This is a genomic window from Xanthomonas bonasiae, from assembly GCF_017163705.1.
GTDB lineage: Bacteria > Pseudomonadota > Gammaproteobacteria > Xanthomonadales > Xanthomonadaceae > Xanthomonas_A > Xanthomonas_A bonasiae.
The window spans coordinates 1-22,261 of sequence record NZ_JAFIWB010000015.1 but is presented as its reverse complement, the minus strand read 5'-3'; the positions used below and the strand labels follow the sequence as shown (position 1 = coordinate 22,261).

The window sequence follows — 22,261 nt, the reverse complement described above, 5'->3', positions numbered from 1 at the left end:
CGCGTCGCTGCCGGTGTCGTGTGCGGACTCAGCGCAAGGTCATGCCCGCCGCAGCGGGCTCGGCGGCACAGGGCGACAGCGGCAGGTCCTGCGGGCGCGTGCCCCAGCCCTGCGGCTGCGGCGCCTCGCTCAGCTCGAAGCGCAAGCGGCCGCCCTGGCGCAGCTGCGCCCAGTCCAGCCAGACCGGCGCCTGCGTGCGTCCGTCCAGGGTCACGCCGCGGATATAGCGCAGCGCGCCGTCACCGGCCTGCGGCGCGTCGATGCGCAGCGTGCGGCCCGGCCCCACGTCCAGCTCGATGCGCGAGAAGCGCGGCGCATGCAGCAGGAACTGCCCGGTGCCGGGCACCGCCGGATACAGGCCCATGGCGCTGAACAGGTACCACGCCGACATCGTGCCCAGGTCGTCGTTGCCGGTGACGCCATTCGGCGCATTGGTGAACAGCGTCTGCGCCGCATGCAGCACGGTGCTGGTCTTCCATGGCTGGCCGATCAACGTGTACATCCACGGCGCGTGCAGATCGGGTTCGTTGTTGGGGTTGTAGCGGAACTGGCTGTAGTAGCTGTACGGCCCCACCACCCATTCCTTGCGCGCGGCGCCGGCCGGATCGGCCAGCAGCGCGTCGTAGGCGAAGAACGCGTCCAGGCGCCGCGCGGCCTGCTCCGGTCCGTGCATCGCCTGCACCAGGCCCGGCACGTCCTGCTGCGCCAGCCACTGGTACTGCCAGGCGGTGCCTTCATGGAAGCCGTGCTGCGAGCGCGGGTCGTAATGGCCATCCGACGGCGTGTACCACGCACCGTCCTCGGTGCGCGGCCGCGGGAAGCCGCTGAAACCGGTCTGCGCATCGCGCACCGTCGGGTCCCACAGCGTGCGCCAGTTGCGCCCGCGGCGGTTCAGCACCGCGGCGTCCTCGGCGTGACCCAGCGCGCCGGCCATCGTCGACAGCGCGCAGTCGGCCAGCGCGTACTCCAGCGTCGCCGAGCCGCCGTGGTGCGGATCGACATCCATGCCCTTGGACGGGAACGCGCGGTCGTACTGCACGAAGCCGTGCGCCAGGTAATTGGCATTGCCGGAACGGCCGGCATGTCGCGAGTTCAACGGCGGCATCTCGAACGCGTTGCGGCGCAGCGCGGCGTAGGCCTCGGCCTCGCGCCCCTGCAGCGCGCCGAAGCGCCACAGGTCGACCAGGAACGGCGTGACCGGATCGCCGGTCATGACGTTGCTCTCGAAGTTGGCATAGCCCCAGCGCGGCAGCCAGCCCCCCTGCTCATCGATCGCCAGGAGCGAGCGTGCGATGTCGGCGGCCCGCTGCGGCCGCAGCAGGGCCAGCAACTGGTTCTGCGAGCGGTAGGTATCCCACAGCGAGAAATACTCGTGGTAGGTCCAGCCGTCGGCGCGGTGGATGAGGTCGTCGTAGCCGCGGTAACGGCCATCGGCATCGCTGCCGGTCAGCGGCTGCAGCAGCGCGTGATACAGCGCCGTGTAGAACACCACGCGGTCGTCGCCGCTACCGCCGCGCACGCGCACGCTGGCAAGCTCCTTGTCCCACGTCCGCTGTGCGCGGGTGCGCATGGCATCGAAGCCGAGCAGGCGGCCATTGGCCATGCCCTCGCTGCGCAGGTTGTTGCGCGCGCCCTCGGCATCGACGTGCGAGATCGCCGAGATGGCGGTGACCGCGCGGTCCTTGCCCAGGTCGAAGGTCAGCCAGGCGCCGCTCGGCTTGCCCTCGCCTTCCATGACATGGCGCGACCCCGTCACGCCGCCGGCCTCGCCCCAGGTGCCGAAGGCCTTGAACGGACGATCGAACTCCAGGCGGAACCAGGTCGTGTACTGGTGGCCGCCGCAGAAGCTGTCGGTCACCAGCTTGCCTTCCACCACGCGGTCGCCGACCACGCTCAGGGTGCTGCCGGTGACGACATGGCGGGCGTTGGCCTGGCCGATGTTGACCAGCACATGGCCCTCGCCCGAGGTCGCAAAGGTGTAGCGTTCGGCCGCCGCCCGGGTCAGCGCGGTGGCTTCGGCATCGATGCCGCCGTAATCGGTCAACCGCACCTTGTAGTAGCCGGCCTGGCCACGCTCGCCATCGTGCTGGTAGCGCGCACCGTAGCGCGCGTGGTCGAACGCCTTCGGATCGGCCGTCTCGAACTCGCCGCCCGGGCCGATGCGCCCGGTCACCGGCAGCACCGAGACCTGCCCGCCCTGTTCCCAACAGCCGGCGCCGGAGAGGAAGGAATGGCCGAAGCCGCGGATCTGCGGATCGTCGTAGCGCCAGCCGGCGTAGTGCGCGCCGATCGGGCTGACCTGGATCATCCCGAACGGTGCGGACGCGCCGGGAAAGGTGTTGCCGTCGTCCTTGCTGCCGATGAAGGTGTTGACCTCGGCGCTGGGCCGTGGCGCGGCCGCCAGCGCCGGCGCGGTCAGCAACAAGGACAGGGCGAGCGTGCGGAGCAGGGAGGGCAGCGGGGGAAGCGTCATGCGGTGTGGTCCTGTGGTGAGCGACCGCCCCGCGCGACGGGAACGGTCGTGGCCTGCAACGAAAAACGGCGTCAGGCCCGCGCGGCCTCCCGCCGAACGGGAGCGCCGCGTGGGCCCGGACACCAGGGGCGCGCCTAGAACTTGTAGGTCAGCCCCAGATACGCCAGCCGGCCGGCGTAGCCGCCGGTATAGAAACGATCGCGGGTGTCATCGCCCAGGTGCTGGCGCGTCTCCTGCTTGGTCAGGTTCAGCACCGACGCGGAGAGGCTGAGCGCCGGCGTGATGTTGTAGGCCGCGTTCAGATCGATCTGGTAGTACGGCTCCTCGTAGATATTCAGCCCGTTGACCAGGCCCTGCACCAGTTCGCCGCGACGGTTGTACGAGGCGCGCAGCAGCAGGCGGTCGGTCTCGTAGAACACGGTGAGGTTGGTCTGGTTCTTGGCGCTGCCGGGCATGGAGGTCTTGCCGACCTCGGTCCCATCCTCCAGCCGCACCGCCGCCTTGCTGGCATCGTTGTAGGTGTAGTTGAACTGTACGCCGAGGCCGGATGCCAGCGTGTGCTGCGCGTACAGCTCCACGCCTTGCGAGACCGCATCCTGGCCGCCGGCCTGGGTGCTGTAGTTCTGCACGGTGACCATCTGCCCGTCGACCATCATGCTCACGTCGCTGATCACGCCGACCGCGAAGTTCTCGACGTTCTTGCGGAACAGTCCCACACCCGCCACCGAGCCCGGCTGGAAGTACCACTCCAGCCCCAGGTCGAACTGGTTGGCCTTGTACGGCTCCAGGTTCTTGTTGCTGCCCGAGCCGTACCAGCCCTGCTCGCTGGCGCCGCCGGTCAGGCGCCGGTCGGCCACGTACTCGGGGCTGTAGTACTCCAGGCTGCCCGGCGCGGCGATGTCGGTGTAGCTGGGCCGCGCAATCACCTTCGACGCCGCCGCGCGCAACAGCAGGTTCTCGGTCAGGTCGTAGGCCAGGTTGAAGCTCGGCAGCACGTCGGTGTAATTGCGGTCCAGGCCGCTGATGACGAACGACTCGTTGCGTTGCTCGCTGTCCGACAGCCGCCAGTAGCCTTCGGTACCGCAGTAGGTGTCGGCCGGGGCGCCGGTGGGCATGGCGGCGCCCTGCTGGCAGGCCAGCGGATTGCCGTCGGCGCCGTCGAAGAAGTAGTCGTTGTAGGCGGTTACCTTGTCGGTGGAATCGGCGTGCTGGCCGGTGCGCGCCACCCGCACGCCCACGTTGCCGCGCAGGCGCTCGGTGTGGAAGTTGAGTTGCAGGTAGGTGGAATAGATCTTCTCGTCGACGTTGTAGACGAAGTTGTCTTCGCTGCGGGTCTGCATCGCGCCGTAGGTGTTGTTCAAGTAGCCGATATAGCCCGGGAAGTTGATCGCCGGAAACGCACTGGCCTTCACCCCGCCGGGGAAGTTGTCCATCGCATACAGCAGGTCCGGCGAGAACTGCGTGGCGATGGCGTTGCAGCGCCCGTTCCAGTAGCGGTTGTCGTAGTCGCCCGGGTCGGTGCCCGGACACACCCAGTAGTTGTTGCCGGTGTTGCGGTGGATGCCGCCGTCGCGGCGCTTGAGGCCGAACTGCAGCGAATCGAAGACCTCGCCGTCGAGATGCCAGGTGGTGTCGATCTGCGCGTACTTCTGCTGGTTGGTGTTACGGGTCCAGGACGAGCCGGTCGAACCCAGATCGACCTGCAGGATCCCGTCGCGCAGGTTCTGCATCAGCTCCGGCGAGAACGTCATGGTCGGGGTGCCGGTCAGGTCCCAGGCGCTGGCGAAGTTGCCGTTGGTCCAGCTGCCGTCGGGGTTCTGCAGGCGCGGCTTGATCGGCAGGGAGAACTGCAGCTCCGGCCCGCCCTTGGCCCAGGTGCGGCCGGCCTTGAAGGACACGTCCACGCTCTCGCCGCGCCACTCGCCGCCTAGGTCCACCGTCTGCGACAGCGATTTTTCGATGTTGTAGCTGCCGGTGATCTGCGGCGTCGGCACGGTGCAGTCGTCCGAGCCCCAGCCGCCCGGCGGCAGGCCGGCCGCCGCGGCCTGGGCTTCGCTGCAGTAGTACGCCTTGCCCGGATGCAGGCTGTAGTCGGCGCCGGTGACGATGGTGCCGCTGGGATCGAGGTGCAGCCCGTCGAGCAGGCGGCCGCCGCGCCAGTTGCCGTCGCCGTAGTAGCGCGCGATGTTCCACTCGGGAATCTTGACGGTGTTGGTCTGCGAGTTCTGCGAGAGATCGAAGCGGAAGTAGTTCGCGGTCAGGGTCAGGTCGTCGGTCGGCTTGAACTGGAAGGTCAGCTGGCCGCCCTTGCGCTCGCGCTCCTCCTGCTTGACGTCCAGGCTGACCGCGGTCGGCATCATGAAGCCGGTGCGGTAATTGCCGTTCTGGTCCCAGAAGCCGGTGCCGCCCCACCAGTTGGAGTTGAACGCCGACGGATTGCCGTTCACGTCCACGGCCGGGCCGACTTCGTCGCGGCCGTACCACTGCCAGTCCTCGGTGCTGGCGTCCAGGGTGCGCGCCGTGCGCTTCTGCTGCGTGTAGCCGACGAACACGCCGAAGCGGTTGTCCTTGTCGTGCCACGAGTACGAACCGGAAAACTGGCCGTCGGTCTTCTTGCTGGTATCGGCCCAGGTGCCCTCGACCGAAACGAAGCCGGAATGGGGTTCCAGCTCCAGCGGCCGCCGCGTCTGCAGGATCACCGTGCCGCCGATGCCGCCTTCGTCGATGCGCGCTTCCGGCGTCTTGTACAACTCCGCGCTGCCCAGCAGGTTCGATGGCAACAGCGTGTAGTTGAACGAGCGCGTCGGGTCGCCGTTGGACTCGGCGGTGGCGATGTAGTTGCCGTTCAACTCGGTCAGCACCAGCTCCGAGGACAGGCCGCGCACGCTGACGTTCTTGCCCTCGCCGCCATCGCGGCTGATGACCACGCCGGGCACACGCTGCAACGCATCGGCCACGTTCTTGTCGGGGAACTTGCCGACGTCCTCGGCGGTGATCACGTCCACCACGGCGTTGGCGTTGCGCTTCTGCTCCAGGCTTTTCTCGATCGCGTAGCGGTAGCCGGTCACCGTGACCGCGTCCAGATCCTTGGCCTGCAGTTCGGCCTGGCCCGAGGGCGCTGGCGTGCTGTCGGCCTGCTGAGCGAAGGCGGTGGTGGAGGCGGCGCTCGCGCACAAGGCGATGGCGATCCCCACAGACAAGGTGCTGCGGTGGCGTACGTGTGGCATGCGGTTCATTTCAATCATCCTCTCCCAAAGATTGATCGGCTGCGGCGACGACGGGTTTCAATCGATCCAAAGACCGAGCGGAACGTGCGCGCGTCGCGGCAGGAAAACATCCGGCGTCACTGCGGCGAGCCGGCCTTGCGTTTTTTTCCTCCTGTCCTGCACAAACCGGATTGGATCGTCCCAATCACGTGAAAAACCAGCTACCTCGGCACTTTCCGGCGAGCCCGCTATCGCGCCACCGGTCTAGCGGATTGCGTTCTCCTGCAGCGGGCGACGGACGTCGCACGCGCTGCGCTGTCGCCGCTTCATGGCGCGGCCTGCCGGGCCACCGGCCGCAACAGTTCGATCTCGGCCAGCGCCACGCCCTCGCCCGCCTCCAGGCGCAAACGGTACGCAGCGTAGGCGCCGGGGTGGGCGATGCGGAACGGCCGCAATTGCCGCGCCCAGGCGAACGCCTGCGCGCGCCGCTGGTCCAGCATGGTCCAGGCACCGTCGCCATTGCGCCCTTCCAGCGTCCAGGACAGGCCGGACAATGCGCTGTCGGCGTTGGTCAGCGTGTAGTGCGTGGCGCGCGTCGGTGTCGCCAGGCGCAGGTCGACGCTGGCGCCGGCCGGCAGCGACAGCGCCGTCGTCGCGTGGTCGTCGATCAATGCGGCGGCCTTGGGTTGTCCATTCAACGACACTGCCACCGCCTGCGACGCCACGTCCTGCAGGCCGCGCGGCGCGCTGCCGGGCGGGGTCAGCGACGGCGGCAGCGCAGCGGCGCCGCTGCCCCAGCGCGACGGCGTCTCGCCCATCACGAACTCCAGCGTGGCGCCGTCGGCGATGTCCTGATGGCGCAGCCAGGCCTTATCCCACGGCTTGCCGTTGAGCGTGAGCGATTGCACGTACACGTTGCGCGCACTGTTGTTGCGTGCGATCACCACCAGCTTGCGGCCGTTGCCGAGATCGACCTCCGCCCGTGGGAACGCGGGCGAGCCGATCACATACTCCGGCGCGCCCATGCGCAGCGGATACAACCCGAGCATCGCGAACAGGTACCACGCCGACATCTCGCCGTTGTCCTCGTCGCCGGGATAGCCCTGGCCGATCTCGCTGCCCAGGTACAGCCGGCGCAACACCTCGCGGGTGATGCGTTGCGTCTTCCACGGCTGCCCCGCCGCCACGTACATCCACGGAATGTGGTGCGCCGGCTGGTTGCTGTGGGCGTACATGCCCATGCGCACGTCGCGCGCCTCGGTCATCTCGTGGATGACGCCGCCGTAGCTGCCGGCGAACTGCGGGTCCGCCGTCTCCGGCGTGGCGAAGAGGGCGTCCAGCCGCGTCGCCAAGGCATCCTCGCCGCCCAGCAGCCCGGCCAGGCCGGCGGCATCGTGCGGGGTGGTGAAGGCGAAGGTCCAGGCATTGGCCTCGGTGTAGTCGCCGCCCCACATGCGCGGATCGAAGCCCGACGCCGGCACGCCCCACTGGCCGGCGGGCGTGCGCCCGCGGAAGAAGCGCGTCGCGGGATCGAACAGCGCCACGTAGTCGGTGGCACGCGCCTGAAAATACTCGGCTTCTTCGCGATAGCGCTGCGCTTGCTGCGGATCCTGTTCCTCGGCGGCCAGCGCCTGCGCCATCTGCGCCAGGCCGAAATCGTTGAGCGCGCCCTCCAGCGTCCACGACAGCCCTTCGTGAACGTCGTTGGCGGCGTAGCCGCGGTACATCGAGCGGGCCAGCCCCTTGCGGCCGACGTTCGCCACCGGCGGCACCACCGTGGCATTGCGCAGCGCCGCGGCATAGGTGGCGTGCGCGTCGAATCCGCGCACGCCCTTCAGCCAGGCGTCGGCGAAGGCCACGTCGGAGCTGGTGCCGACCATCAGGTCCGCGTAGCCGGGCGAGGACCAGCGCGCCACCCAGCCGCCGTCGCGGTACTGCTGCAGGAAGCCGTCGATCATCGCCCCGGCCTGCTCCGGCGCGAACAGCGCGTAGGCCGGCCAACTGGTGCGGAAGGTGTCCCAGAAGCCGTTGTTGACGTAGACCTTGCCCGGCGCCACCGGCGCGGAGCTGCGCTCGGCGTCGCCGCCGGCACTGTCCTTGGACCACGTGTTCTGGTCGGCATGCCGCCAATCCGGATGCGCCGCATCGCCGACATTCTCGTGGGCGATGTTCGGATACAGGAACAGGCGGTACAGATTGGAGTACAGCGTGACCCGCTGATCGTGGCTGGCGCCCTGCACCTGCACCCGTCCCAGCACCGCGTCCCACGCGTCCTGCGCGCGCTCCCGCACCACGTCGAACCCGGCGTCGCCGATCTCCTGCTGCAGATTGCGCTGCGCCTGTTCCACCGAGATCAGCGAGGTGGCGATGCGCATCACCACTTCGCGCTCGGCGCCCGGCGCGAACTTCACGTAGCCGGTGGGCCGTCCCGTGGCGATCTTGCCGCTGGCGATCCACGGACGGTCGAAGCGCGCATACACGAACAGGCGCGTGGCGCCGTTGGACAGCCCGCTGCGCGTGTCGGAGTAGCCGCGCAGCGTCTGCGTCGCCGCGTCCAGGGTCAGGCCACCGCGCGTATCGACGTTGTCGAACAGCAGATTGGCGTCGCCACCGCGCGGAAAGCGGAAGCGGAAGATCGCCGCCCGCTCGCTCGGCGCCAGTTCGGCGCGGATACCGTTGTCGAAGTCCACCCGGTACAGATGCGGGCGCGCCTCTTCGTGGTCGTGACCGAACGACAACGCGCGCTTGCCGCGGTCCGCCTCCGGCACTCCGCGCGTGGACGAGGGCATCACCTGGAAGGTCTGCCGATCGCCCATCCATGGACTGGGTTCGTGGCTGATCGACAGCGCCTGCAGCCGCGGCCGGTTGTCTTCGCCGTTCTGCTCGTTCCAGCGGTACAGCCAGCCGAGCGAACCAGCATCGGTCGCCGGCACCCAGAAATTGAAGCCATGCGGCATCGCCGTGGCGGGAATGTTGTTGCCGCGCGAGAACGTGCCGTTCGACTGCGTGCCGCGCGTGGTCACCACTTCGTCGCTCGGCCGTCGCGCCGCCTGCGGCGCTGCCTCGCGGCGCAACGCGACATCGTCGATCCAGCCCGACGCCACCTTGCCGGCGCCAGGCTGCACCTGCAACTCGATGGCACGGATGCGCCTGCCGCGCAGGGCCGCCACCTCGCCCAGCCGCACCTGCTTGAGCGCCCACTGCTGCGGATACAGCGTTTGCGACGCCGCCTGCCCCTGTGCGCTGACCAGCGCACCGTGCTGATCCTCCACGCCCAGCTCCGACAACCGGCGCCCATCGTCGAACAGCAGATCCACCGCCACACCGGTCGAGGCCACCGTGTCGCCGTCCACGATTTCCGGCAGCACCATCCACGACAGCACCGTGTCCGGCTCCACCGCAACATCGACCGCGAACAGCGACGCGCGCCCGGCCGCAGCGGCGCGATAGCGCAACGCGTGCAACCCGGTGTAGCCCATGCCGGCCTTGGCCGCGTAGGGATGCGCGGGGCCGTTGCCGACAGCGACCTGCACGCCCTGCTGGCCAGGTTGCGCGGCCGGCGCCGGCGCGGGTTCGCCGCGCTCGAACGAGGAGGCGAAGCCGCTGTCGTGCGCGCACGCCGCGCCGCTGCCTGCCAGCAGCAACGCCGCCGCAACGACGGACGCCAGCCACCGGCGCGAAGCATCAGGCAGGTGCGCGAAGGGCGGGCGGAACGTCATGGCAGGCTCCCAGGAAGTGTCGGTCGGTGGCACCCGCGGCGCGCATGGCGGCACGCAACCGCAGTGACAACGGCGCGCGATGCGAGAACGCAACGTGGACCGGATCGACCCGATGGACCGCGCGCAACGTCGGCGCCGACGCATCGCCGCGGCCGCATGTGCATGCGGATCCGTCAGCGACCATCAGCAGACGCGTGGCACGCGATCCCCCACTCGCCGTCTTCCCCAGGATGCAATGCATCGACGGCTTTGGATCGATCCAACGCGGGTAGATGTAACACGCCCGTTTCGGGGTTGCATGCTGCTGCGCAACAGCCATGACCTCATCCGTGGCCCAACGCCACGTCCAACGCGCGTCGACGCGCAGCGCTCTTGCGCAGGTCGCGACACGTCCTCGCGTTCGCTACGCCGCCATCCCTTCGGGCACCGCGGCCGCCGCCCGGGATGGCATCGGCAACGCGCGGCGAAGCGTCCTGCGGCAGGTGGCGCGCACCTCGGTGATCGCGTCCGGTATGCGCGCCAGATGCGCTTCGCTCGCACAGCATGCCGATCCCGATCCAGAAGCCGGCCTGCGCATCGAGCGAGCGGCTGCGCAGCGTGCAGGCGCGGCGCAGTGGGCCGTGCCGCGCGTCGACGATGTCGACGATGCGCCTGCGGACCGCCGGAACATGCGTACGCGTGACGCATTTAGGTTTCACCTGCCAGCTAACGACCGCCCTTGGCGAAAACGCGTCGTCCTTCAAATGTTCGCTCCAACGGCGGGCGGTGAGTTGACGCCAACGCGCCCACGGCGGCCACGCGCCTGGCGGCATGCGTGCCCGTCGCGCCGCCCTGGTGGTTCAGCCCGGGGCTCCGCTGCCGATAATCGCCAGGGGAGTCGAGAGACGCGCCGCGAGGGGGCGGCGGGCATGACCAAAGGCAAGCGCCGCAGAAACCTGGCCCAGCGCGTGGCGCTGTACCTGTTCGTCACCGCCGCGTGGGCGGTGCTGGCCGGTTCGGAGTACTCGTCGCTGCGCGACGCCAGGAACACGGCGTTGCAGACCGCACGGACCAATGCGCTGAACCTGGCCAGTTCCCTCGCCCAGCACACCAGCGATTCGTTCGCCATCGCCGAGACGGTGCTGACAGGCGTCGTCGCCGGCGTCGAGAGCGGCCTTCTGGCGCCGGACGCCCTGCGCGACTCCATGCGCGAAGAGGTCGACCGCTCCGACCGGGTGCATGTCATCGTCGTCTACGACGCGCACGGGCACCCGGTGAATTCCTCGCTCCCTGCAGACGCGAAGCACCGCAACGGTTCCGAACCGGCCTACTTCGCACACCATCGGCACCACGGCGACCGCCTGGCGCTGCTGAGCGGGCCGATCCGCAGCCCGGCCGATGGCGCCTGGATCGTCCCGCTGACCCGGCGCATCGACAAGCCCGACGGCTCCTTCGCCGGCATCGTGCTGGTCGGCATCTCCGTCGACTATTTCGCCCGCTTCCACCGCCTGTTCGACATCGGACACGACGGATCGATCGCGATCGTCGGCGACGACGGCACTGTCGTCTCCCGCTCCCCCGGAGACATCGGCCGAAGCGGCGGCAGCATCGCCGGCACGCCCTTCCATCGGACCATGCAGGCACTGCGCCGCGGCTCCATCGCCGCCGTGTCGCCCATCGACGGAGTGGAGCGGATCTCCGGATTCGCCCCTGTCCAGCGCTATCCGTTCTGGGTGCTGATCGGCGTGTCCACCGACGAAGTGCTTGCGCCCTGGCGCGCGGTGGCCGTGCGGCGCTCGTGCATCGCCGTGATCGCGTGCGCGCTGTTCGTCGGCCTCGGCCTCTGGCTGGACCAGCAACTGCGGCGCATGCAGGCCAGCGAGACCAAGCTGAGCACGGAAGCCTGGAGCGACACGCTCACCGGCATCTACAACCGGCGCGGCTTCGACTACAAGTTGCGCGGCGCGCTGCAGCAGAGCGAAGTCCTGCACTCCAGCATTTCGCTGCTGATGATCGACGTGGACCACTTCAAGCTCTACAACGACACCTACGGACACGTGAACGGCGACGCCTGCCTGCGGCACGTGGGACAGGCCCTGGCCGCCTGCGCGCAGCGGCCGCACGACATCGCCGCGCGCTACGGCGGCGAGGAATTCGCGGTGATCCTGCCGTTCACCGACGCCGCGGGCGCGCAGACGCTGGCGCAGCAGGTGCGCGCCGCGGTGCGCGACCTGGACCTGCCGCACGCGTCCAGCCCGACCGACGCGCGGGTGACGGTGAGCATCGGCGTGGCAAGCGTGCACATGGAGGATCAGCGCTGGACCGCCGCGGAACTGGTCGGCATGGCCGACGCCGCGCTGTACCGGGCGAAACAGGCGGGCAGAGACCAATTTTCCATGTAGCGGGCAAAAAAAACCCCGCCGAAGCGGGGTCTTGCCGTGCCGCTGGACCGCCTCAGACGCTGGACATCACGCCGATGCTGAAGCCGGAGACCTGGCTGATCCGCCCCCGCCACAGACAACCGTTGACCGGAAACTCGCCGCCCGTCGCCACCACCCGCGCATCGGCGAGATGGACGAAGGTGGCCGGCTTCAGCTCGCTCTGCTCGTAGATGTCGCGATAGGGCTGGAAGCGCTCCTGCAGCGGCGCGACCAGCTCGTCGGGCGCCACCTCGGTGATCGACTCGGTCAGCCGCTGCATGAACTCCTTGCCGCCGATCAGCATGCCGGAGATGGTGCTGCCGCCCACCGTCAGCGTCAGCCCGATCTGCACGCCCAGGTTCGCGATCGCCACCAGATCCTGCAGCAGGTAGTCGGGATGGTGCGCCGCGGCGAGCAGCGCATCGGTATCCAGCGCCGCGGTCGATTGTTCTTCGTGTTGTGACATGTGTCCTCTCCCTTCGAGTCGCCACGGCAATCCCATGGTGCCTTGAGGGTATACAGATCCGCCGGCGCCCGCATGACGACGCCTTCTCATCGTGCGGGCGGGCGTGTTCAGGCGCCTCCCGATCGCGGCAATGGGGTGTTCGCGGCTGCGAACGCGGAAGCGCCGGGTGTGAAGTGCCACGGAATTCCGTCTGTGGCACTACACGACGGGCGTGTACTCCCCGCCAGCCAAATCTGACCGCGATTCGGCCGACCCCACCAAACACCCAAGCGGCCGCACACCTCTGCGGCCGCGGGCGGCACGCCTAAGGCGACGACTTGCGCGAACGCTTCTTCTGGATCGTGGGCCGCACGTCAGGCACGGCCGTGATCAGCAGGGCGCCATTGGCCATCGTGATGCGCACCTTGCCGCCCACCGCGAAGCCGATGCCTTCCAGCCACAAGCCATGCAAGCGCAAGCTCGGCACCGGCCGCCCGACCCGCATGCCATTGCGGTCCACATCGTAGTAGCGATAGCCGATGGTGCATTGCGTGGGCCGGCGCGGGATCGAGCGTCTGGGCGTGACGACCTTGTCGGCCTCGGGGCACAACGGCGGCGCCGATGCGCCAGGCAGCGGCTCGGCGGCAATTGCGTCCAAGGGGAGCTTGAGCCAGCACGGTCGCGCTTCGGCAGGGGGACAGTGGCGTTACGGAGCATGACGCTCTCCTCGTGTAGTGGAGTCCGCCATCCCCTGGACCAATCAAAGTTGGCTGCCAGTGAAGCATTCTCGTCCTAACCCTTTCGGTTGTTCGCCATCGACGCTGCATCCGCACTCGAACGAAGGAATGGTGCCAAGATCGCTATCTGCGTTGGCCCCAAGCATGACCGGGGTGGAACCAAGAGGGCAGTAAGTAACTACTGCCCTCCGTCCCGCTCTCACAGTTGCATCTGACGCGAGCGCAGACCAGGGCTTGCGTGTGATATCCGCCAGGCCGACATCCTGGTGGCGATACCAGATTCGTCAAACCCGATGCCGTTGGCCGGCGGCAGCACGCTTTGGCCGGCGAAGCTGGCCAAGCTTTCGACAAGCTGGTGCAATTCAGCACGCGGCTGCTGGACCACACCAGCCGGAGCCGAAGGCGCAATCGGCGACTCAGATTTGCCAGAACCTAGCCCTATGACGCCAGCACTGGCCCGCGGCAGCAGAGTGATCCCTTGCTGTGGAGCCGCCGTTGGCGCCGCGGTGGCTGCAATCATCCTCGGCCCGTACAGAGTCGGCACACCGATGGCGAAAGCCGCTACGGCTTGTGCAAGGTTGCTCGCCTCGTCATCGCCCAAGATGAACGTGTCCAACGCCGGCATAGTAGTCAGCGAGGCCGCGGCCACACTGCGGCTGGATGAGCCTAGCGGCATCAGCTGACCAGCGATGGTGTCGGCCGAAATTGCGTAGCCACCATCACCGGGTTGTACATAGGCAACCGCACGTTCGCCGCCAAGGAAGTGACCAAGCACACGCATCTGCTGTCCCGCGTCGCCGTCCACACGCACGACCAGATCGTCGCCGTCGCGGTGGTAGGTCAGGCGGGAGCGGTCTATTCCATCGAAGTACAGCCAATCGGTGCCGCCGCCGGTGTTGTCGATGGTATCCACGCCTGATCCGGCGGCGTAGAAGTAGGTGTCGTTGCCCGTGCCACCGAACAACATGTCGGCACCATCCTCACCCACCAGCTGGTCATCGCCGGCACCGCCAACCAGGATGTCGTTGCCCGAACCGCTGAAACTGCCATTGCCGCCCGAGAGATAGTCGTCGCCGTCGCCGCCGTCGAGCTTGTCGTCGGCTCCCATGCCGAACAGTGTGTCGGCTCCGCCCAGACCCTTGATCAGATCACGCCCGCTGCTGCCGACGATTTGCTCGCCGGCGGCGGTGCCGGTGTTCTGCGATGGATAGTCGGAGTCATTACCCGTCACTGGCGTACCGCCGCCGCCGTTTTCGCCTCCACCTCCATTGTTGCTGACCAAGGCATTGATCGCCGCTGTATCCAGGACCGAGCCGCTGGCAGGCTGCAGATAGTCCAGGGCCATATCGCCACCCAGGAAGTGGTCGATGACCGTGACGCGTTGGTTGGCATTGTCGTTGACCGTAACAACCAAATCGTTCCCGTCGCGGGTGAAGCCCAGCTGCGAAGTGGTGACGCCATTCTCGAAAATCAGCCGGTCCGTGCCGCCGCCGGTATTGTCGATCCGGTCGCTGCCAGTCGTGGTATCGACGACATACATGTCGTCACCCTCGCCGCCCACCAGCAGGTCGTCGCCATTGCCGCCCCAAAGCGTATCGTTGCCGGCCATGCCGCGCAGTTCGTCGGCACCGTCCAGTCCTAGTAACGTGTTATCGGCGGCACTACCCTCGATGAGATTATCCAGCGCATTGCCATTACCCTGGCCGGCACTACCCGTCAGGCGCAGGTTCTCGACATTTTCGGCCAGGACGTACTGGCTACCGAAACCACGCACGACGATATCGATACCCTGGCCCTCATCCTCAACGATGCTGTCGGCGTCCGTATCGACGTAGTAGGTGTCATCGCCGCCGTAGCCGTACAGGGAGTCCGCGCCAAGGCCACCATCAAGCGCGTTATTCGAGTCGTTTCCATAGAGAGTATTGGCCAAGTCGTTGCCGGTCAGCCCCAAGTCCACGCCCTCTGTCAGGCTCCCCTTCTCCACATTGGCTGACAGCGTCCATGTCAGGCTGGCCAGGATTCCGTCCTCGCCCTCGCCTGCCCCCTCGACGACGACATCGTCGGCATCGTCGACGACGTACACGTCGTCGCCCGCGCCGCCGGCCATGCGATCGGCACCCGTGCCGCCATTGAGGTAGTTGGCAGCGGAATTGCCGATCAGCTCCTGGGAGCCGCTGGCGCCGTACACGAGATACGCCGAACTACCCTCGACCATGACGACCCGCTCGATGCTCTCGGCGGTGGTGTACGTGTACAAGCTGCTCTCGACGGTATCGAAGCCCTCATCGGCCAGCTCCACGATGCTGTCGTAGCTGGACTCCGTCAAAACGTAGGTGTCGTCGCCCTTACCCCCGTACATGACATTCGTGCCTCCGCCGCCAGCGAGACGATCATTGCCCGCTAGGCCATACAACTCCTCGCCGCGCGCGGTGCCGGTGATGACATCGTCGCCCTCGGTGCCAAGCATAACCACGATCACCTTGAAGCTCCCATAGGTGGATGCGGATTCGCCGAATCGATCTGTCGCGGTGATCGTCAACGAGACCTGCTCGGCGTTCTGCGGCGGCGTCCCGCTGATCGTGCCGGTGACCGGATCGATGCTCATCCAGGTCGGGCCGCTGAGCGAATAGGTCAGTGTGTCGTCGGCATCGTCGGTGAAGGCACCAACGGGCAGTGCGAATTCGAATGCTTCTCCGGCGCGCACCGTGGATGGAAGCTGGAACCAGTTCGCCACCGGCGGATTGTTGTCGTACGGCAGCTGGCTAAGGTCGCCCCGCCGGACGGTGCCGTCTGCAAACACGAATTCGTCGATCGGTTGAATCAACGTGTACTGCCCCGGCGCACTCTCCCGCCAGTAGTTCTCTACGATCAGGCGGTCGTTCGGATCGCTGCCGACCTGGATGACGAGGCTGGTGCCGTCCTGCGACCAGACGACATCGTCCGGGTTGACGCCCTCACCGAAGATGACTTGGTCGAAATCGTCGGTGCTGCCGTTCCAGGACCGGATCCTATCGGTTCCGCCCCCCACATCGTAGAAGAATCGGTCGCTCCATCCATAGGACCTGGTGTAGCTTCCGTTGAGGTAGGCGCCGCCGATGCCGATCAGGATGTCGTTGCCAGCTCCGCCATATAGATCCGCGCCATAAACGGAGGACATGATCGTGTCGTCTCCTCCCTCTCCATAGAGGATATCTCTATAGGACGAACTCGCAGCCTGGCTGTCGAGTGGGTTCTTGTAGTCTCCCCAAATGACGTCATTACCCCCTCCTCCGCGCACCTCGTTGCTGAACATATTGCCCTTCAGCACGTTTCCGCCATCGTCTCCGCTCAGATTGCCGAGCAGCCTGACGCCGTCGCCGTAGACGGTGTACAGCGTGAGGTTCTCCACGTTGGCGTAGTCCGACACCGATACCCACATGTCCATGCTGGTCGTCTCGTCCCAGGCGGCGATGACCACTGTGTCATTGCCGCCGCCTGCCGACTCGATCACCACGTCCTTCCGGGTGACCAGGTAGGTATCGTTTCCTCCAAGACCGGACAGCTGGTTGATTCCGGTAGCGATGTGACCCTCCAGTAAGTTGTCGTCGCTGTTGCCGATCGCCGACACGGCCGCGCCTGTGAGCCGGACATTCTCCAGGTCTAGGCGGGTTTCGATCGAGTAATCCAGGCTCGCCTCGACGGTGTCGATCGAGTCGTAGTCCGTCTGCTGCTCGACGATGACGTCGTCAGCACTGTCGACGACATAAGTATCCTTGCTGGAACTGCCCATCAAGGTGTCCTTGCCGCCCTTGCCATCCAGCCGGAAGCTCAGGTCCGGCATCTGAGTTGCACTGGATGTCCTGATGATCTGGATGACATTGTCGAGTGCGTTGCCGCTCAATTGGCTGGGCGAATTCGGGTACCAGAAATTGGCAGGGGTATAGACCAGATTCTCGACATTCGCACCAAGCGTGGAATTGTAGAAGTTGGTATAGAGCGTATCGATACCACCACCAGCCTCTTCCTCGATATTGCTGCTCTGCGTGGTCGGCGGGGATGCAGACGAAGTGTAGTTGTGGTTTAGGTAATAGGCGTCATTGCCGTTTCCGCCGATATAGCGATCGACATAGTTGCCCCTAAACCCCATGTAGAGACGATCGTCGCCGTCACCACCGCGAACGATGTCATTGCCATCGTCCCCGTACAGTATGTCGTTGCCCGAGCCACCGTCGAGTACATCGTCACCCTCGCCGCCGTAGATGCTGTCGTTTCCGTCCATCCCGGGTGTCGTTGCCCCCTAGTCCGTTGATGACGTCTGGCGCAGAAGTTCCGACATAAGTATCGTTTCCCGAAGTCCCCGTCCACGATCGCTGCTGGAAGTCGGCAGCCGAGAGCTCGGTTCCTTCCGCGAAACGGACGCGATGGCCGCCGTTGGCGAGGAAGCCCTCCAGCACGACCATGTTGTCGGCGGTTGCACCCGGACTGCCGACGCTTCCGGAGATGAAGATCATCAGGTCGTTGCCGTCGACCTGGTAGTTCATCACCATGTTCTGGCTGATGCCAACCAGATTGATGGTGTCGCTACCGGCATTGGCGGCGTCCAGTTTGCCGATCACATCGTAACCTGAGCCCCAGGCGATGTTGTAGGTATCGTCGCCGGCACCGCCGTCGATGACATCCGAACCGTTCCCTCCCCCGTTATGGACGAGATTGATGACGTCGTTTCCGGCGCCGCCATAAACGAAGTCGTTGCCCTGCCCATCCGACAGGGTATCGTTGCCCTGGCCACCGTCGATCAAGTCGTTTCCGCCCTGGCCATCGATCGTGTCGTCGCCGCCCAGGCCGTACAGGCGATCGTCGCCGTCCGTGCCCTGCAGGTTTTCACCAGCGCCGCTTCCGCCAGTGACGGTACCGTAGTAGACGCCCGAGTCGATCAATTCACGACTGATCCAGGAACCGTCGCCCAGTTGGATCCATGCGGCGGTGCCGGTGGCGAAATAGCCTGCCACGCGCAGGCTGCTGCCGTCGGCCATGGCCAAGACCAAGTCGTTCTGGTCACGGGTGAAGGTAACCTCATCGGCCGCGATTCCCTGCTGCAGGTAGATCTGGTCCTGGCTACCGATTGTTAGTTGGACAACGTCCTGGCCGAATTGACGGTCGAAGTAGTAGCGATTCAGACCTGCTCCACCGATCAGGGTGTCGTTGCCCGCACCACCGATCAGATAGTCGTCGCCATCTTCGCCATACAGCGCGTCGTTGCCTGCACTACCATGGAGCGTATCGCTGCCGGCGCCGCCGTAGACCTGATCGTCTCCCTCCGCAGCGGTGACGATATCGTTTCCGCCTTCGGCATGGATGACGTCGTTCCCGGCCCCTGCATAGATGCTGTCATTGCCGACACCGGCATAGACCGTATCCTCGCCGTCGTCAGCATCAATAGTGTCGTCGCCAGCGCCGCCATAGATCGTGTCGTTGCCAGCCTCGCCATCGAGGATGTCGTTGCCATCACCGCCATCAAGGATATCCTTGCCGTCCCCGCCTGCGAGCGTATCCACGCCAGTGCCGCCGCTGAGGCGGTCATCGCCAGCACCACCGTATAGCTTGTCGTCGTCGTCGCCGCCACTGAGCGTGTCGTCGCCGGCCTCACCGTGGAGAACGTCCTTGCCGGCACCTCCATCGAGCAGATCGTCGCCGTCCCCACCCTGCAATTCGTCATCACCCGTCCCACCGGACAACTGATCGTTTCCACCATTGCCGATCAGCAGGTCGTTTCCGGCTCCACCATCCAGATAGTCGTTGCCGTGGTAGGTAGCGGCAAGTGTCCCGTCGGAAGCCACGTCACCAACGATCTGGTCGTCCCCATCGTCGCCATACAGTGCATCGTCCCCGCCCCCGCCATCGATGATGTCGTTGTCGGCGCCGCCGTGGATCAGATCGCGTCCATGCGCAGATCCGTCGATGTCCCGAGAATCGCCTGTCAAGGTATCGGAGCCGGCGCCGCCCTCGATCATGTCATCGCCTCCGCCACCGCTGACGAAGTCATTGCCTGCTCCGGCATCGATGCTGTCGTTGCCGTGACGCGTGCCGGCCTGGCTATTGTCTCCCCAGATGTTGTCGTTGCCTATGCCGCCGATAATGACGTCGTCGCCGTCATCGCCGGTCAGAATGTCGTCACCAGCGCCACCGTCGATGTAGTCACTGTCGGCATCGTCGCTGTCGGCAGCACCTGCCATGCCTCGGCCCCAGATCCGGTCATTGTCGTCGCCCCCGGACAGTACGTCGTTGCCACCATTGCCGCTAATGCTGTCATTGCCGGCACCGCCGTCTATCACGTCGTTGCCGTTGTGATGCGCCTGGTCGGACGAACGCCACCCTATAGAGTTCCCGGCGCCTGCCGCATCCGGATAGTCGCCACTGATGGTGTCGTCATCGGCCTCACCGAAGATTACGTCATTGTCGTAGCCACCCGTCAGGCGGTCGTTTCCGCTTCCACCGCGAATGATGTCATTACCGTCGCCCGCCACCACCGTGTCGTTGCCGCCGCCGGCATCGATCATGTCGTCTCCGCTCGGTGTGGCGTTCGGGTCCAGCTCGGTCCAGCCAGGCGCATAAATCAAATCTGCGATGTACCAGGCCTTGCCATGATCGAGAACCGCTGCACCCAGCCCGTTCACGCGTTCGTAGAACTCGTCTTGTTCGCTCTTACCCGTATCAGGATCGGGCGTCGTGTCGAGCTCGCTGAAGCTCGCCTGCTCGTATCCATCGTAGATGTAGTCGTTACCTTCGCCACCAATCAGTACGCCATTACCCGTGCCGCCGAGAATTAGGTCATTACCGGCACCACCATCGAGGTGGTCGTCGCCTGCACCGCCTTCAAGGCCATCATTGCCGCCCAATGCTTTGATAGTGTCGGCGCCAACGTTATTGCCATTGCTACCGAAAAGATCATCCTCGCCGGTCAGTTGTGATCCATCAACGACGGGGACTTGACCGCCCAGGCTCAAACTCAGATCACCCTGAGCCCAGTCCTGGACCCGGATGCTGCCATGCGTTGCAATCACGTCGATGACCAAGGTGCCGCGGCCGTTGCCACTGTCCAGAAAGGTCAACTGGAGCTTGCCTGTACTGTCCAGCCAGGAAACTTCCGAAGTCCGTTGCCCAACCGTGATGACGCTACCATCAAACCAGATATGTCCCATCCCGTCCGAATCGGCGATGCGATCCAGGGTAATTTCCGTTGTATCGCCACTCCAGAAATGATAGTTGTCGTCGCCAATCCCACCTGCCAGGAAATCATGTCCTGCGCCACCTTCTAGATTATCGTTACCCTCCAGGCCATAAATGTAGTCATCGCCCGCGCCTCCTCTAAGCGTGTCGCTCTCTTTTCCACCGATCACAAGTTCGTTGCTGCCATCACCGTCGTAGGAAAGGCCGCCGAGACCGTTTTCGATCACCAGCTTCCCCATCCCGCTAAGCAAGGGAGAGGCGCTGCCGTCATCTTTGAGGAAATCCCAGAGTGCTCTGGAAAGACGATTTCTCCCCCGTTCATCTCCATCTTGGGAGAAGCGCGACATGTCTAGAGAGATGCCACCACTGACGTTCTCCACTAGGCCTGCGCTAACCGCGTCTTGCTGAAAAAAGTAGTATTCGGCAAGTGCATCGATGATGCCCTTGTTGAGAGTCGTCTCGGATGCGGTTCCTGCGGTACCGATGCGCTGCAGGTCTTGGCCGATAGAATCCAGCCGCGCCAACGGACTGCCAGCCTTCATTTCGGCCAAGTGACGAATCATAAGTTGCGCCATGAAATTAGGCAGATCTTGATCTGGACTATTCCCATAAAGCGAAGGATCGATGAACTCCGCAAGCGCCAAGCGCTGCTGGGCCATTCCGAGCCGGAAGTCTTCGGAGTACATCGCTGCCTGCAACAGCGTCATCGAGTGGAGTTCAGCACGAGGACTCAGGCTCGCGAGAAAACTTGTACCGTCGAGAATTGAAGGTGTGCCGATGCTTATTACCGGCATCGCATTGCCTTCTATAACCGTCCCCGGAAAGCGGATCAACTCCAGAATCTCGCCCTCAAGGTAGTAGCTGGTTACCTGTGATTCCCGCGCAACGAATTCTGGAAGCACGGATTGTACATAGGCATCAAACTCGCTATTTAAGTATCCTATCGCAGCAAGCTGCGCATGAATTAATTCAACCTGCGCTTTATTGACCGCGGTGGCTTGGAACGGTGCGGCGTCGAAAGTCGTGGATGGCAAGTCAAAGAAGACACTCATCATGGATGCCAGACCGCCGCCGAGCGAATGTCCCGTAAAGCTGATCTGTGCTCCCGGGTTCTGCGCCATGACCTTCATCACCAGGACCATCGCCTGCAATACCTGCGGCGAGCTTGCACCAAGGCCGGTCGGTATGTTGGCCACGGCAAAGTCGTCGATCAGGGCCTCATTGGAACCCGTGAACGAAATCACAATCTCGCTGCCCCGCTGGTATACACCAGCGGAAAATCCAGTGATCGCGTTGTCGTCGTACCATGCCTTCTCGTCCCATCCCCGCGACAAGGGGATACGATTCACGAGTGGGCGATCGTAGACCCGGTTTGCCAAAAATGCGTAGTCAAATTTGTCTGCCATATCTAGTCCTTAAGATTATTTGCAATTCCAGGTCACATATCGCACTAGCAATTATTCTTTGAGGTCGGCGTAATCGCCTTATATATATTCGAGGCTCTGCGTCTCCGCACTTCCTTTTCCGCCTCCCGAATCAAAGCAGGCTCTCCGGTATGGCGGATGCTGACGAGGAGATTAGATGCCTGTCCGATTCGACTGGATTCCAGCGGAACGACTCGCCAGTCGCCGCCATTGGTGGAGATGTACTCGACATACAAGGACGACGGCTTCCCAGCCTTATGCCAGGTGCCGCAGTAGATATATGTAGCCACCACAACCCACGTTGACGTCGCCACGTCATAGTCCAGAACGATCGGAACCAGATTGGAGCGCCATGTGGGCGGCGCCTTTGCGCTATCAACGACGGACTGTACTTGCAGTGTTACTTCTGTTGGCTCCCAGCCTGTCGGACCGCCGATTTCACGTTGAATGTGGCCCTTGGCTGTTCGATCAATGGTGATCAACTGCCCATCGGACAGGCGAACTTCCTCCTTCCACGTGAGGCTCACCCGACCACAACCTGCCAGCATCGCGAGAAGGAAGCAGAAAAGAGCCGGACGAATGACACGCATGTTTGAATTACTCATGAGCCCTCCCCATTGCTTCGTACAATCAGAATTTCGTTTTTCAATCA

At 65.0% G+C, this 22,261-nt stretch carries 10 protein-coding genes; 1 reads left to right on the top strand and 9 read right to left on the bottom strand.

Going from position 1 to position 22,261, the window contains the following annotated elements:
* Positions 1-28: 28 nt before the first annotated feature.
* From JR064_RS13605 to JR064_RS23400, 4 genes are all read right to left on the bottom strand, one after another.
* Positions 29-2,473 (bottom strand): GH92 family glycosyl hydrolase, encoded by a 2,445-nt coding sequence (locus JR064_RS13605; RefSeq protein ID WP_206230055.1) that lies wholly within the window; start codon positions 2,471-2,473, stop codon positions 29-31.
* A 134-nt stretch (positions 2,474-2,607) separates the two neighbouring features.
* On the bottom strand, positions 2,608-5,709 hold the full coding sequence (locus tag JR064_RS13600; RefSeq protein ID WP_206230054.1) for a TonB-dependent receptor: 3,102 nt from the start codon (positions 5,707-5,709) through the stop codon (positions 2,608-2,610).
* Between the two features lie 296 nt (positions 5,710-6,005).
* Positions 6,006-9,398, bottom strand: coding sequence for a GH92 family glycosyl hydrolase (locus tag JR064_RS13595; protein ID WP_241093054.1), 3,393 nt, complete (start codon positions 9,396-9,398; stop codon positions 6,006-6,008).
* Positions 9,399-9,721: 323 nt separating this feature from the next.
* Entirely contained in the window at positions 9,722-10,210 is a 489-nt protein-coding gene (locus tag JR064_RS23400; RefSeq protein WP_206230053.1) for a TA system antitoxin ParD family protein, read from the bottom strand.
* Between the two features lie 96 nt (positions 10,211-10,306).
* Here JR064_RS23400 and JR064_RS23320 point away from each other — a divergent pair, with 96 nt between their 5' ends.
* On the top strand, positions 10,307-11,779 hold the full coding sequence (locus JR064_RS23320) for a GGDEF domain-containing protein (RefSeq protein ID WP_206230103.1): 1,473 nt from the start codon (positions 10,307-10,309) through the stop codon (positions 11,777-11,779).
* A 52-nt stretch (positions 11,780-11,831) separates the two neighbouring features.
* Here the strand turns inward: JR064_RS23320 and JR064_RS13580 are convergent, their stop codons facing one another.
* From JR064_RS13580 to JR064_RS13540, 5 genes are all read right to left on the bottom strand, one after another.
* Positions 11,832-12,263, bottom strand: a complete 432-nt coding sequence (locus tag JR064_RS13580) for a gas vesicle protein (RefSeq protein ID WP_179567592.1) — start codon at positions 12,261-12,263, stop codon at positions 11,832-11,834.
* 304 nt (positions 12,264-12,567) lie between these two features.
* On the bottom strand, positions 12,568-12,900 hold the full coding sequence (locus JR064_RS13575; RefSeq protein WP_241093053.1) for a SymE family type I addiction module toxin: 333 nt from the start codon (positions 12,898-12,900) through the stop codon (positions 12,568-12,570).
* 278 nt (positions 12,901-13,178) lie between these two features.
* Positions 13,179-17,237 (bottom strand): putative Ig domain-containing protein, encoded by a 4,059-nt coding sequence (locus JR064_RS23240; RefSeq protein ID WP_277420382.1) that lies wholly within the window; start codon positions 17,235-17,237, stop codon positions 13,179-13,181.
* Positions 17,200-21,591, bottom strand: a complete 4,392-nt coding sequence (locus JR064_RS13545) for a Tle-like phospholipase domain-containing protein (protein ID WP_206230052.1) — start codon at positions 21,589-21,591, stop codon at positions 17,200-17,202. The genes JR064_RS23240 and JR064_RS13545 overlap by 38 nt, the downstream gene beginning before the upstream one ends.
* A gap of 44 nt (positions 21,592-21,635) precedes the next feature.
* On the bottom strand, positions 21,636-22,261 hold a 626-nt coding region (locus tag JR064_RS13540), incomplete at its 5' end, for a hypothetical protein (RefSeq protein WP_206230051.1).